A 14,147-nucleotide genomic window follows, 5' to 3' on the forward strand; every position below is an offset into this window, starting at 1 on the left:
ATTAATGTCGATATGGGAATTCCCCTGTTGCTTTTAAACCGCTTAATTGCGGTTTCTTTATATATAAATTTAACAAACTAAACATGTTGATGATATTGATGTCGTTGACATCTAGTAACCGTACCTAAACCTCTGTATATACACGTTTTGGGCATCCACAGAATCGACAGCAAAGCTAGACACGCACACAACTCAATATAGCTAGTACGCTGTCACCTTATTAACTCACATAAAGATATTTTAACATGGAAAGATACTCATCACCGATGTCTTATTTCTGGGGCGCTATATGCACGCTTTTAGGCGCACTTAGCTTAAATGATATTGCCATTATTGTAGGTATTATCTTATCAATAGCGACATTTATTATTAATTGGCTGTATAAGCGCCGAGATTTTTATCATAAAAAAAACTTGAGAGAGCAATACTATGCGAAATACCACAAAAATAGCGACGAGTGCGATTTGTAGTGTTTCGGTAATAATCGGTATTGTTATTACCAACTACTCAGATGACATAAGAACAAGCCAATCGGGTTTGGAAATAATCGGTAATGCTGAATCCTGCTTACGAGAGCCTTATTATTGCCCAGCTAACATATTAACGGTTGGGATTGGCTCAACGGGTAATCATATTGAACAAAAAATTTATACTGATGATGAGATAGCAAAGCGTTGGGTCGATGACATAAAAACGGCTGAACAATGTGTTAATCGCTATGCTAAAGGCTTTCATCTTCCCCAGTCTGTTTTTGACGCTGTGACCTCAATTACCTTTAACGTTGGATGTACAAAAATGCGAACATCAACAATGTATAAGCATCTGAACAACGGGGATTATAAGGCTGCTTGTAATGAATTCCCAAGGTGGAATAAAGCAGGTGGTAAGGTTCTAAAAGGTTTAGTAATCAGACGAGAAAAGGAGAAGGCGTTATGTCTATCTTATGTTTTATCATCGCATCAATAATGGCGGTTAATGATGTCAATGGCTGGGGTTGGTTTTTATTTGTCTCGTTATTGTTGAGTGATTCATCATGTTCAACGTATCAAAAGTAAATATCTTATTGATTAGTATGTTGCTATTTGCTTGTTATTTCGCCTGCAAATATCGGCAAGATGAAAAGCTTGCTGTGATGAGAGCAAATAAAGCTGAAGAAAAGTATGAAAAATACCTACAAGATAACAATGAAGTAAAAAAATAGAATCAAACATTATTGAGGCGATAAGAAATCGGTGTAACTAGCCCCCCCTAAAATAGTACAGCAAAAAAGTAGAAAGTTCTCTATGATAAAAGTAAAAGAGGATTCAATTATGAAAAAAATGACTGAACATCAAATCGTCGCTATTTTAAAAGAAGCTGAAGCAGGTATTCCTGTCAAGGAACTCTGCCGTAAATAGGGCATGGGTAATTCAACTTTTTATCAATGGCGGGAAAAATACGGCGGTATGAAAATTTCAGACATCAAACGCTTAATTTTGTTATGGATAAGCTGATGAAAAATTGATATCGATTCGTTTTCGAACATTCAGCGTAATAGGTGTCTTTTTTGCTTTAAAGCAAAATCATAAAAAAAACAATAAAATCAATGGTTATTTTAATTTCTTGTTGTTTCGCTCACAATGCTTTATTTGCTTGGTTGTTTACAAATAGAATTCTAATAAGATCAATGCTGATGTTGTTTTGGGATTTGGTGATAATCTTTTAGATCAAAAAATACCTAAAACACTAGCCAAGATTTTTTTTAACAGTTATACTTTCATCAATTAAAAAACAAGCTCACTAAGCGAGCAATTAATTATAAAAAAGTGAAACAAAACAAAAATTTACTTGACAGGTCAAACAAAATGCCGTATCATCTTAAACACCAAACACCAAACACCAAACACCAGCGCTGGCAGTCCTATGTCTTAAATCGTTCGATTAACGCTGTTGGTCGAGTTTGTCGCTTTAGTTCATTTATCCCTTCGGGGTCATCTCTTAAATTATTATCACAACTTGCTAAAAAACCGTTACAGGCGTTGTCGCTATTACTATTTTTGCTATATTCATGGCATTTATATGCATTACCTCGTGATAATAATCGCAGTGATGCAATCATGCTGCCACCAGCCCCCTTTATCATGTTTGCTTCCCCTCATCTTTCCCCTTATTCATTTACTAATAATTCCGATGGGTTCGGTCCTACACCCACCGCGCCAGGATTTGTCTACAATAAAGGATTTTACAACACCCAATCATATGCCTCTAATTTTCCTACCACAGGGGCTAATGGGTTGTATTTTGATTTAGTCCTAGGTGGCGATGCCAATGATTTGATATGGAATACACCCATTACACACGAAGGAATTACTGCCACTGTAACCAAAATAACAGCGAATGATTCTTGGGTTCATGAAGCTTGTTCGAGTGTGAGTGTGATTCCCTGTGAACCACAGTTAGAAGCAAAAGTATTTGTACGCGTCACTTTAAACGGTCCATTTGCCGATGATACTCAGATAAATTCTGATAATCCAGTTCCAGTCTCTAAGCCAAGTTTACCACAAACATTTGAATTAGTGGGTAGAAATAGACATAATGAAGAGATTGTAAAATATGGTTTTGTGTTGAAGCACTGGTTTGTCCACCGTGGTGGTAGAGAAGGTAACCAATCAGAGCAAACCGCATGGTGTAGTGCGATAAATTATCGTATGCCAAAAGTAGAAGATCTGACCAATGCGAAGTGTCGTCCCAACCCTCGCCCTCGCGACGATTTTCCTTGTAGAAATGGAATAGATGGTGCCTTACCCCAATCATCAGATTATAATACGTTATTACGTCATGTTGATGCTGGCTTTATAACCGAGTGGGGGTCTTTGCTTAGTAATGCCGGCTTCAAGAACGACCTCTACTGGACTAGCGATAGCGATTTCTTCGTAGACTCGGGCTATGGTAAAGTAAAAAATCCAAATTCAAATTTTGTTTCTAGTATCAATTATGGTATGTGCGTTCACCCTTAATACTGACTTCTTAATTCTTATATAAAAGAATATGCAACTTGACATAAATAAAAGGTAAAGCTGTTAACGCATAATGCTCAACGTTAGTTAGTTTAAGTCGCCAAGCGAGCTAACGTTAAGTGCGTTTGTACAGTCAGCATATGTTTTTAATGCTGGCGTAAAAGTATTATTTAAACATCAATAAAATCAATCCTTTTTCTGACTGTTTTTTTATTGATAGCGCATTCACATTTTATAAAAGCCAAAGGTTATTATTATTTATTCAGAGTTAGAAAGTGTTAACACCACCGTAGCTTGTTACGTTATGGATAAGCTGATGAAAAATTGATATCGATTCGTTTTCGAGCATTCAGCGTAGTAAGTGTCTTTTTTGTTTTAAAGCAAAATCATAAAAAAAAACAATAAAATCAATGGTTATTTTAATTTCTTGTTGTTTCGCTCACAATGCTTTATTTGCTTGGTTGTTTACAAACATAATCCTAAACACTACACTAGTCAATGTTCTCAACGGGGTGCCCAGTGGGGCTGAGAATGTTAGCGTTAGATTAGCGTAACCCGTCGAACCTGAACTGGATCATGCCAGCGGAGGGATTTGAGTTATTATACCTACTCAAACCTTTTGTCTTTTATTTGCTATTTTGGAGGCAAAATGTTTTGTAAAAAATTGTTATTATCTTTGGTATTATCTGCACTTTTTATGGCAAATATTGCAAATGCTACCAACATAAAACCTACCTTGATTGTGTATAGCTACAACTCTTTTATTTCTGAGTGGGGGCCAGGGCGGGAAATTGAAAAGGGATTTGAAGCGCAGTGTGGTTGCGAAGTTGAGATTGTTACATTAGGCGATGGCGTATCGATTTTAAATCGAATGCGTCTTGAGGGCGATAAGACCAATGCCGATGTTGTTTTGGGATTAGACAATAATCTTTTAGAACAGGCTAAACAAGCCAATATTGTTATTCCTCACCAAATCAATAAACCCGATAATTTAAATACCAACTGGTGGGATGATGATTTTGTGCCTTATGATTTTGGCTATTTTGCTTTTATTTATAATCAACAAAAAATCAGCAATCCACCACGCTCTATGCATGAATTAGTTGATAATAAAGCCAACTGGAAGATTATCTATCAAGATCCTAGAACCAGCACTCCGGGGTTAGGTTTATTATTTTGGATAAAGAATATTTATGGTGATGATGCCTCATCAGCATGGCAAAAAATAGCTAAAAACACCGTGACAGTAACTAAGGGCTGGAGTGAAGCTTATGGGCTATTTTTAAAGGGTGAAGCTGATTTTGTGCTTAGCTATAGCACTTCACCTGTTGCTCATATTATGAATGATAATGATTATCGTTATGCTGCGGCTATTTTTGATGAAGGGCATTATCGTCAAGTTGAAGTTGCTGGTATTACTAAATATAGTCAGCAACCCGAATTAGCACGGGCTTTTTTGCAATATTTATTGACCCCCGATGTGCAACGTCAATTTGCTGAGAAAAATACCATGTACCCTATTATTAATACATCGTTACCTGAAGCTTTTAAGCAAGTTAAGCCTATAAATAAAGCGCTTGAGTTTGATGCAAAGCAAGTTGAACATAATCAAAAAACGTGGGTACGAGAATGGCAGTCTGCCATTAGCAAGTAGTTTTATTTTACCTAATGTCGAAGTTAAGAATATTACTCCCAGGAATTAGCGCTGCTAGCCTGATCTTAATGATATTAGGCGCAGCACTCTTTGCGCTTTGTTTGACTGCGATTAAATTTAATAATTTAGTCGTCTATTTTGATGAGTATTTATTACATGTTATTTGGATAACTTTATTTCAAGCAACATTATCGACTTTATTATCTGTATTATTGGCAATTATCATGGCTAAAGCTTTGTCGATGATTGATTTTTTAGGTAAAAGATTATTATTGCGCATTATGCCAATTACCTTTATTTTACCGACACTTGTTGTAGTCACTGGGTTGTTGTCGGTTTATGGTAAACAGGGCTTATTAGCGACTGTTTTCGGTTATTTTGGGGTGCCTTTTATGACATCGATTTATGGGTTAACAGGCATTTTACTTGCACATGTATTTTTAAATTTTCCGTATGCTTGCTGTCTATTCTATCGAACGTTAAATAGTGCACCAGTTGAACACAAACAGCTAGCTGCACAATTAAACTTTTCAAGTTTTACTTACTTTAAATTGATTGAGTGGCCATTACTGCGTCGGCAACTGTTCCCGATGGCTGCGCTTATTTTTATGCTGTGTTTTTCTAGCTTTGCGATCGTATTAGCGCTAGGAGGTGGACCAAAATATACAACATTTGAAGTCGCCATTTATCAATCTATTCGTGATTTAGATTTAGCTCAGGCTGTGCTTTTAGCTTGTTTACAGTTTATTTGTTGTGTTTGTTTTATTTGCTTGATGCAAAAATTTACTCATAATAATAACCACCATCAAAAACCTAATACATGCTATGTTAGGCAAAGTTACCGTTTGCCTGTTTCAAATCATTTAGCCTTTTTATATATGATTATTATTGTTACTGGTGGGTTATTTATTTTGCTACCGATTATGACCCTACTCATTGGAGGGGGATATTTTTTTCAATGGTCATTTTTAACTGCGTCTTTTCAACAGGCAGTTATGTTTTCATTATTAATTGCTTTTGGCTCAGCTACTATTGCCATGTTGCTAGCATTGTTATTACTTTATACTAATAGCCGTTTGTTAATTAATCACAAAATACAGTGGAGCAACCAATTAATGTTAGTTGGATCGCTAATTTTAATTATTCCCAGCATGGTATTTTCATCAGGTCTATTTTTATTATTATTTCCCTTTGCGCATAGTTTTATCGTTGTTTGCCTTTTAATTATGCTATGTAATGGTTTAATGGCATTGCCTTTTATATTGAAAAATCTTGCTGTACCTATGTTTGATGTTGTATCGCGCTATTGGCAATTAAGTCAATCACTTAATATTAATGGCTTTTTTCACTTTTATTTGATTGAATATAAAGCACTAAAAAGATTAATTATCCAGAGTTTTGCTCTGTCTGCAATATTATCATTGGGTGATTTTGGTATTATTGCTTTATTTGGTGGGAAATCAGTGACCACATTACCGTATTATTTGTATGAACAAATATCAAGTTATCATTATAAAGAAAGTGCCGTAACGGCCGCATTATTGTTAATATTATCTTTTAGTTTATTGGTTGTGATGGATTATGATCGAACTAAATCAAATTAATTATCATTACGATAATTTTAAAATGCATTTTAATATCAAAATTGCAGCAAAAGAAAAAGTCGTCATTATTGGACGCAGTGGTGCTGGTAAAAGTACCTTGTTAAATTTGATTGCTGGATTTGTTTTACCAAACTCGGGGCAAATTTTACTTAATCATCAAAATATGACTCGCACCTTGCCAGGCAAACGCCCCGTTTCGATTTTATTTCAACGTAACAATTTATTTAACCATTTAACCGTTGAGCAAAATATTGGTTTAGGTATAAAACCTTGTTTAAAACTGAATGCATCTGAACGGCAAACAATAGAAGATATACTAGTTAAGGTTAGTTTAGCAGGTTTTAACAATCGTTATCCTAATCAGCTTTCAGGCGGGCAACGGCAACGTGTGGCATTAGCGCGTTGTTTAATTCAGCATCGCCCTGTTTTATTGTTAGATGAACCATTTTCAGCGCTCGATCAAGCTCTGCGTTTTGAAATGTTGGCGTTAGTCGATCAAATTTGTGATGATTTCAATTTAACTTTAATGATGGTATCACACTATCTTGATGATTCACTTAATTATTTTTCACGTTGTTTGGTGGTTGATAATGGCAACATTGTTTTTAACGATTTACCAACACAGCTTGCACAATCTAAACATAACGAAATTGCAAAAATGTTGGGTTTTAATTATTCTTAAAAAGGGTTGAAGCTTGGAAATAACACTTTTACCTGCCTATTTTATTATTCAATATTAAGTGAATTGTGATTTTATTGAGTTAAAAAATTACGATTAATTGATTAATTACAAATTTATTAATTAGATGTTTATAAATTGCACTATCTCTATTTTGTTGGTCAACGCTTAAGGTTTAATTAATCTATTTAGATTAAATTACCTTAATTATTAACAACATTAATTAATTATTTATGCAAAATGGACATACATGCCATAAGTTTAGTTGGTTAGTACTTAGCTCTGATAGCTTATTTTTCACTTATTTGTTTGTGCTTTACCGCTATATATTTTTATTTATGATCACGACGAAGATGTTTATCAAATACTATCCCAGAATATATTAGTAAGAAACGAGAAAACACTGACTTGAACTGTGTTTTCTGCTTTGGTTATTGCTAGCGTGAATATCAACGTATACAAACCATTATCAAACTATGTCAATCGAAAATTTAGCACATAAAACGTAATTCACACATGATTAGTTTTTACTGGATTAAGTGATAGCTTATATGTTACTGAAAAAATTTTAGTTAATCGGAAATTTTCCATGAATCGATCCGTTGGGTTGGTGATCCTTATGATAAAAAAGGGTTAATTGATTTTGATAAATTAGAAAAGTAGCTATCGTCGGTGTTTACACTGCCACTTAAGGTGTGATATTGTATATTTATACAGTTATATTTTATTTGCCGTAATACCGTTTATGCGAAAAATTATTCATGTTGATATGGATTGTTTTTATGCCGCTGTTGAAATGAGAGATAATCCCCGTTATCGTAATGTGCCTATTGCGGTGGGGGGCGATCCTCGTAAGCGCGGTGTGGTGGCTACTGCCAATTATTTAGCACGCCAATATGGTGTGCACAGTGCAATGTCAATGGCACAAGCTATAAAACTGTGCCCCAATCTTAAAATTATACCCGGTAGGCATGCGGTATATAAAGAAGTATCAAACCAGATCCACCAAATATTTAAGCGGTATACCCAAGCGATTGAGGCGCTATCACTTGACGAAGCTTATCTTGATGTGACTGATTGTAAACTATGTCACGGCTCGGCAACTTTGATTGCGCAAGATATCCGCCAAGCTATTTTTAAGGAACTTGAGTTAACCGCATCGGCTGGTGTTGCTCCACTGAAGTTTCTTGCCAAAATCGCTTCTGACATGAATAAACCTAATGGTCAATATGTGATAACACCTGATGAAGTTGATGGCTTTATTGAACAGCTCCCTTTAAAAAAAATTCCTGGTGTGGGAAAAGTGACTGAAAAAAAATTAGCTGATTTGGGATTATTTACCTGCCAAGATATAGTCAATTATGATGTGACTAAATTATTTAACCATTTTGGCAAATTTGGGCGAGTCTTGTATGAACGATGCCAAGGTATTGATGAGAGAGAAGTATGTAATGACAGGCAACGCAAATCGGTTGGTGTCGAGCGCACTTTAGTTGATGATATTCATCATTGGGAAGCGTGTTTATTACAGTTTGATTCATTATTTGAAGAGCTTGAAAAACGATTAAGTAAAGTGCGTTCTGATTTATCGATCGCTCGGCAGGGTGTCAAATTTAAGTTCGATGATTTTCAACTTACCACTCAAGAGCATGTATGGTCAAAACTAGATAAGGCCGATTTAATTAAACAAGCCCATAAAGTTTGGTTAGAACGTCGTAACGGGCGTGGCGTTCGGTTAATTGGTTTTCATGTCACGTTAATCGATCCACAAGTTGAAAAACAGCTCATTTTTCCATTTTAAGCTTTTTTCTTATAAAAAAAGAGGATGCAGGCAAAGCCTGTATTCATCCTCATAATCATTTATCAATTAATGGATAATTATCACTTTAAACTTGCACCATTGGTGCTAATAACTTTTTTATACCATTCAAAAGAATCTTTTTTATAACGCTTCATGCTACCGTTGCCTTCATTATCACGGTCAACATAAATTACACCATAGCGTTTTTTCATTTCACCAGTGGTAAATGACACCACATCAATAATCCCCCAAGCGGTATAGCCCATCACATCAACACCATCATAATCCATGGCGGTTTGCATCGCTTTGATATGAGCACCTAGGTATTCAATGCGTGGTTTGTCATGCACTTGGTTACCATTTTCTAGCTCATCAATGGCACCAAATCCATTTTCGACAATAAATAATGGTAACTGATAACGATCATATAAACGGTTTAAGGTATAACGTAATCCTTCAGGATCAATAGGCCAACCCCAGTCACTGCTTTTAATATAAGGATTTTCAACCGCATTAGGTAGCGCTCCGTTAACAATGTTATCGCGATTGTCATTTTTGGCATCTGCTTTTACAACCGTTGACATGTAGTAACTAAAACCAATGTAATCAACTGTACCTTGTTTTAAATAAGCAAGATCTTCTTGTGTAATATCAAGTTTATAGCCTTCACGTTCGAACTCTTTTAATGCATATGCAGGGTAATAGCCACGAACGTGAACATCAGGGAAGAAGAAGCGTTGATGCATAGCGATTTCTGATGCCATCATATCTTCAGGGTTACAAGAATATGGATAAATTGGCACATGTGACACCATACAACCAATTTGAAAATCTGGATTGATTTTTTTACCAGCAATCACCGCTTTGGCACTGGCTAATAGTTCATAGTGAGCAACTTGGTACAGAACTTCTTGCGGATTTTCGCCCGGTTTAACTTGGACGCCCGAATTCGTCCAAAAGAAGATAGGATTACTGGTATCCATTTGATTATTAATTTCGTTAAATGTCATCCAGTATTTGACTTTATTTTTATAACGCTCAAAACACGCAGTGGCAAAACGTTCAAAAAATTCCACTGTTTTACGGTTTCTAAAACCACCATAATGGCGAGCTATATGTAATGGCATTTCAAAATGTGATAGCGTGATAACAGGCTCTATGCCATGAGCAATGAGTTCATCAAAAACATTATCATAAAAGCGCAGGCCTTCTTCGTTTGGCTCAAGCTCATCACCTTTTGGAAAAATGCGTGTCCAAGCAATTGACGTGCGTAAACATTTAAGACCTAATTCAGCAAAGAGTTTGATATCATCTTTATAATGATGATAAAAATCAATGGCCGTATGGTTTGGGTAAAACTTATCGGGTTCAATATCTTGGGTGATTTGTCTTGCAACGCCATGAGCACCAGCGGTCATAACATCAACCACGCTGGGTCCTTTACCGCCTTCGTTCCAGCCACCTTCAAATTGGTGAGCGGCTAAAGCGCCGCCCCATAAAAATGGTTTTTTAGTCATTTTTGATTCCTTGTTATTGCTTAATTTTAAATATGATATCATCAACTGTTACTTCTGTTTTATCCGTTAATGAAATGAATTGGTATTGATCGGTATTAACAATAATAATTGGGGTGATTAACGGGTAGCCAGCTTGCTTAATTGCCTCAGGATTGAAGCTGATGAGTAAATCACCTTTTTTTACTTTTTGGTGTAATTCAACGTGATATGCAAACTCGTTATTGGTCAAATTAACCGTATCAATCCCCACATGAATTAGTAACTCAACGCCGTTATCTAATGTTAAACCAATGGCATGTTTAGAATTTTCAAATACCGCAGTTACCTCGGCATCAAAAGGCGCATAGACGTGATTATCAGTCGGTTCAATCGCAATCCCTTCGCCCATTAATTTTTGTGAAAAAGCAGGATCAGGTACTTCACTTAGGGGTAAAGCATGTCCTGTCATTGGGCTTGTGATATCCAGCTCGTCAAGCAAGACTTTAGGCGTATCATTTTCAATAACAGACTCATCTTGTTTCGTTTCACCAGTACCAAAGATTTGAATTAAAACGACAGGTCCCACCAAAGCAATAAGTGACCCAACTGCAACACCAATAAATGAGCTAGGGCTGTTTGGGCTAATTGCATTGACGATAGTTAAAGGGCCAGGCAAACCAGCATAAGCAAAGTAGTGAGGAGAAAAGAAACCAGCCACAATACCACCACAAGCAGCCGAAATACAGCCATAAATAAATGGCTTTTTAAAACGTAAGTTAACGCCATAAATAGCTGGTTCGGTTATCCCAAATAAGCCAGTAATAAAAGCGGATAATGAAATGCCTTTCATCTCTTGAGTTTTTGTTTTTAAATAAAAACCAAATGCTGCCCCGACTTGACCAATAACGGCGATGGTTTGAAATGCTTGGAAAGAGTCTTGACCATATTGTTTAAAGTTTTCAACGATAACCGGTGTGATCCCCCAGTGCACGCCAAAAATAACAAACACTTGCCAAACTGCACCAATAATTCCACCAGCAAACGATGGAGCTAAATTAACAAACCAGTTATAACCATCAGCAATATATTGTGCACCATTGGCAGTTAATGGACCAACAATAAGTAATGTTAAAGGTACCATAATGACAAGACTAAATAATGGTAATAGCACCGGTTTTATAATACTGTGCAGGCGAGGTTCTAAGAAGCGCTCTAAATAAGAGAGTAACCAAACTAAAAAGAGTGGTGGTAAAACGGTTGAGGCATAAGTGGTTTTCGATAGTGCAATGCCAAATAGATCAATTTCTTGCCCCTCGCTTATTAGTTTTGCAAACTCAGTCCATGTCGGCGATAGCAGTGCTGCACAGCAAGCAACGGCGATATATAAGTTACAACGGAAATGCTGTGAAGCGGTAATGGCAATAAAAATTGGCAAAAAGACAAAAGGCGCCCAAGAGATGAAATTGAACACCTCAAAAGTTCCAGTCTTTTCTAGCTCAGGGCAGACCAATTTAAGTAAAATCAAGATACCTTGCAAAATTCCTGATGCGGCTAAAATATAGACAAACGGGGCAAATACAGCCGACATTGTTGCAATGATGCGATTTAATATGTTGCTATCATTTTCTACTTCAATTTTGTTATCAGTATTAACGAGTTGAGTAAAAGCGTTATAGACTTTATCAACATGCGTACCAATAACCACTTGGATTTGACCGCCTTTTTCAACAACGGTAATCACGCCTGGTAATTTAGCAATGTTTTCTTTTGCGTGATCTGGTGTATGTTGGGTAACAAGGCGAAGGCGTGTTGCACAGCGAGAAACGGTAACAATATTTTTCTCACCACCTAACTCATTTAAAATATCAACAGCTAGCTTGTTATAATCTCTAATTTTTGATGACATCCATAAACTCCTTAAAAGCAATTCAGTAAGATTATTTTATAGGCAATTTCAAAATTGTTAATTAACAATTATATTGTTTGTGATCTAGATCGACTTTTTACATCATTTAATTTAAAAGTTAACCTAACCTGTATAAAATAATAGTTAAATTGCTTATTCAATAAAAAGATATATCAATGATTAAATATCAAGATGTTGCCAAAAAAATTAAACAGACGATCTATCAGCAACAATTAGCTAAAGGTACTCAACTTGCTAATATTGAAGGGTTGATTAATCAGTATCAGGTGAGTCGTAGCACAATTATTAAAGCGCTCAATTGTCTGGAACGACAAGGCGTTATTTATCAAGTGCAAGGTAGCGGTATTTTTGTTCGTGAGCGCAAAAAAAGAGGCTACCTCAGTTTTTTACAAAGCCATGGCTTTACTGTTGATTTAGATGATGTATATGGTTCATCTAAAGTGTTTAATGTTGACATTATCAAACCCAGTGCAAGAGTGAAAGAAAACCTACAATGTGATGATTGTGAAGATGTTTATTTTGTAAAAAGATTACGTTATGTTGATGATAAATTATATTGCTTAGAACAGTCCTATTATCGCAAAAAGCTTATTTGTTATTTAAATACAGACATTGTTGAACGTTCAATTTTTAGCTACATTCAAGAAAATTACAATATCAATATTGGTTTTTCTGATAAATATTTTCAAATCATCAAAATTGATGCAAACATAGCAAAATATCTTGGGTTACAAGCGGGGGATCCTGCTCTTTGCGTTGAAGAAATATTTTATACCTCATCTGGTGAGCCGTTTGATTTCTCAAAAATTATTTACCATTATGAAAATGCAAGATTTTGCATACAAAATCATTCAAAATAAGCCATTTAACATAGTCAAAACGGCGCTACGCTGTTATAAAAATTGGCGGTAAATAGGTACTAATTCTTATTATTTTCGATAACAATTTTATATCTAAGTTAATTAGCTTGTTTTATTGGTGGTTTGTTATCTGCCATGATGCCAACCAATGCGTGAGGTTTATAGCATTCTTCTAAGTAGTTTAGTTCGTCATTGCTTAATTGTAATTGGGTTGCTTTGACGGCTTCTTGAATTTGTTTGGTTTTTGTTGCACCCACAACAGGAGCAGTAACTTTAGTTAATAGCCATGCCAATGAAACTTCCGTCATGGATACTTGGTGGCGTTGAGCAATTTCTGCAACTCTATCGATGATCACGTGGTCTTGCTCGGCGGTTTTGTCGTATTTCTTCTTCGCATAGTTATCCGCATTGGCGCGTACAGTTTGGGTGTTATATGGACGAGCAAGGCGACCGCTGGCAAGAGCGCTATAAGGCGTCATGGCAATATTATCTTCTTGGCATAATCCAAATAATTCTCGCTCATCTTCACGCATAATTAAGTTATAGTGGCTTTGCATTGAAACAAACGGTGTTAAGCCTTCATATTTTGCTATAGTGTTTGCTCTTGCCAGTTGCCATGCATAACAGTTCGAAATGCCAATTGCACGGATTTTGCCTGCCTGAATATTTTGATGAAGGGTTTCAAGGACTTCTACTATAGGCGTGTTGTAATCCCAATAGTGATAAATATAAAGATCGACGTAATCTACCCCCAAATTTTTTAGGCTTTGGTTGAGTGATTGGTTGATAGCTTGTTGCCCAGTTATACCATTAGCAATTTGCTCAGCTGTACGTGGTAAAAATTTTGTTGCTATGACCACTTCATCACGCTGGCTCATATCGCGTAATGCTTTGCCAACATATCTTTCACTTGAGCCATTTTGATAAGCGATTGCGGTATCGAAAAAATTAATACCTTGCTCAAGAGCATATCCAATAATTTTGCTGCTTTCTGATTCATTTAGTGTCCAGTTGTGAATACCTGCTGTAGGATCGCCAAATCCCATACAACCTAAACAAATCTGCGAGACAGTTAAATCACTATTACCCAGTTTAGTGTATTGCATGATCACTTTCCTCTATTTAAAACA

General features: G+C 36.0%; 12 protein-coding genes, 1 pseudogene and 1 riboswitch. Of the genes and pseudogenes, 10 read left to right on the forward strand and 3 right to left on the reverse strand.

Annotated elements, in window-relative coordinates; all coding sequences use genetic code 11:
- Positions 1-245: 245 nt before the first annotated feature.
- The 9 genes and pseudogenes from A9G40_RS15880 to dinB all read left to right on the forward strand — a co-directional run bounded on the left by A9G40_RS15880 (position 246) and on the right by dinB (position 8,734).
- Entirely contained in the window at positions 246-470 is a 225-nt protein-coding gene (locus A9G40_RS15880; protein WP_081302210.1) for a phage holin family protein, read from the forward strand.
- A complete protein-coding gene (locus tag A9G40_RS08720; protein ID WP_065582729.1) occupies positions 430-966 on the forward strand; it encodes a lysozyme in 537 nt (178 codons plus the stop codon). Before A9G40_RS15880 ends, A9G40_RS08720 begins: the two co-directional genes overlap by 41 nt.
- A gap of 67 nt (positions 967-1,033) precedes the next feature.
- Positions 1,034-1,201 (forward strand): hypothetical protein, encoded by a 168-nt coding sequence (locus A9G40_RS15015; RefSeq protein WP_176700467.1) that lies wholly within the window; start codon positions 1,034-1,036, stop codon positions 1,199-1,201.
- Positions 1,202-1,310: 109 nt separating this feature from the next.
- Positions 1,311-1,472, forward strand: a pseudogene (locus A9G40_RS15505) (transposase); the annotation flags it as partial.
- 333 nt (positions 1,473-1,805) lie between these two features.
- Positions 1,806-2,996 (forward strand): hypothetical protein, encoded by a 1,191-nt coding sequence (locus tag A9G40_RS08725; RefSeq protein WP_141675234.1) that lies wholly within the window; start codon positions 1,806-1,808, stop codon positions 2,994-2,996.
- Between the two features lie 498 nt (positions 2,997-3,494).
- Positions 3,495-3,605: riboswitch (TPP riboswitch) on the forward strand.
- 40 nt (positions 3,606-3,645) lie between these two features.
- Positions 3,646-4,650, forward strand: coding sequence for a thiamine ABC transporter substrate binding subunit (gene thiB, locus A9G40_RS08730; protein ID WP_065582731.1), 1,005 nt, complete (start codon positions 3,646-3,648; stop codon positions 4,648-4,650).
- Between the two features lie 14 nt (positions 4,651-4,664).
- Positions 4,665-6,254 carry a thiamine/thiamine pyrophosphate ABC transporter permease gene (gene thiP / locus A9G40_RS08735; RefSeq protein ID WP_065582732.1) on the forward strand — a complete coding sequence of 530 codons (1,590 nt, stop codon included), beginning with the start codon at positions 4,665-4,667 and terminating at the stop codon, positions 6,252-6,254.
- Entirely contained in the window at positions 6,232-6,936 is a 705-nt protein-coding gene (thiQ, locus tag A9G40_RS08740) for a thiamine ABC transporter ATP-binding protein ThiQ (protein WP_065582733.1), read from the forward strand. The genes thiP and thiQ overlap by 23 nt, the downstream gene beginning before the upstream one ends.
- A 742-nt stretch (positions 6,937-7,678) precedes the next feature.
- Positions 7,679-8,734, forward strand: a complete 1,056-nt coding sequence (dinB, locus tag A9G40_RS08745; RefSeq protein WP_065582734.1) for a DNA polymerase IV — start codon at positions 7,679-7,681, stop codon at positions 8,732-8,734.
- Positions 8,735-8,814: 80 nt separating this feature from the next.
- Here dinB and A9G40_RS08750 read toward each other — a convergent pair whose 3' ends face one another.
- Together A9G40_RS08750 and A9G40_RS08755 are read right to left on the reverse strand one after the other, a co-directional pair.
- The gene (locus A9G40_RS08750) at positions 8,815-10,251 is read right to left on the reverse strand and encodes a 6-phospho-beta-glucosidase (protein WP_065582807.1); all 1,437 of its coding nucleotides are present in this window, start codon (positions 10,249-10,251) and stop codon (positions 8,815-8,817) included.
- Positions 10,252-10,264: 13 nt separating this feature from the next.
- Complete coding sequence (locus tag A9G40_RS08755) at positions 10,265-12,136, reverse strand: glucose PTS transporter subunit IIA (RefSeq protein ID WP_065582735.1); 1,872 nt, start codon at positions 12,134-12,136, stop codon at positions 10,265-10,267.
- Positions 12,137-12,312: 176 nt separating this feature from the next.
- Here A9G40_RS08755 and A9G40_RS08760 point away from each other — a divergent pair, with 176 nt between their 5' ends.
- Positions 12,313-13,017, forward strand: coding sequence for a GntR family transcriptional regulator (locus A9G40_RS08760; protein WP_065582736.1), 705 nt, complete (start codon positions 12,313-12,315; stop codon positions 13,015-13,017).
- A gap of 98 nt (positions 13,018-13,115) precedes the next feature.
- Here the strand turns inward: A9G40_RS08760 and A9G40_RS08765 are convergent, their stop codons facing one another.
- A complete protein-coding gene (locus tag A9G40_RS08765) occupies positions 13,116-14,123 on the reverse strand; it encodes an aldo/keto reductase (protein WP_065582737.1) in 1,008 nt (335 codons plus the stop codon).
- Between the last annotated feature and the right edge of the window lie 24 nt (positions 14,124-14,147).

This window comes from Gilliamella sp. Nev3-1, assembly GCF_001690435.1.
Lineage (GTDB): Bacteria > Pseudomonadota > Gammaproteobacteria > Enterobacterales > Orbaceae > Gilliamella > Gilliamella apicola_C.

Excerpts from the sequence above, each read along its gene's own strand:
- A9G40_RS15880 (WP_081302210.1), top strand. The coding sequence starts at position 246 with ATGGAAAGATACTCATCACCGATGTCTTATTTCTGGGGCGCTATATGC.
- A9G40_RS08720 (WP_065582729.1), top strand. The coding sequence starts at position 430 with ATGCGAAATACCACAAAAATAGCGACGAGTGCGATTTGTAGTGTTTCG.
- A9G40_RS15015 (WP_176700467.1), top strand. The coding sequence starts at position 1,034 with ATGTTCAACGTATCAAAAGTAAATATCTTATTGATTAGTATGTTGCTA.
- thiB (WP_065582731.1), top strand. The coding sequence starts at position 3,646 with ATGTTTTGTAAAAAATTGTTATTATCTTTGGTATTATCTGCACTTTTT.
- thiP (WP_065582732.1), top strand. The coding sequence starts at position 4,665 with ATGTCGAAGTTAAGAATATTACTCCCAGGAATTAGCGCTGCTAGCCTG.
- thiQ (WP_065582733.1), top strand. The coding sequence starts at position 6,232 with ATGATCGAACTAAATCAAATTAATTATCATTACGATAATTTTAAAATG.
- dinB (WP_065582734.1), top strand. The coding sequence starts at position 7,679 with ATGCGAAAAATTATTCATGTTGATATGGATTGTTTTTATGCCGCTGTT.
- A9G40_RS08750 (WP_065582807.1), bottom strand. The coding sequence starts at position 10,251 with ATGACTAAAAAACCATTTTTATGGGGCGGCGCTTTAGCCGCTCACCAA.
- A9G40_RS08755 (WP_065582735.1), bottom strand. The coding sequence starts at position 12,136 with ATGTCATCAAAAATTAGAGATTATAACAAGCTAGCTGTTGATATTTTA.
- A9G40_RS08760 (WP_065582736.1), top strand. The coding sequence starts at position 12,313 with ATGATTAAATATCAAGATGTTGCCAAAAAAATTAAACAGACGATCTAT.
- A9G40_RS08765 (WP_065582737.1), bottom strand. The coding sequence starts at position 14,123 with ATGCAATACACTAAACTGGGTAATAGTGATTTAACTGTCTCGCAGATT.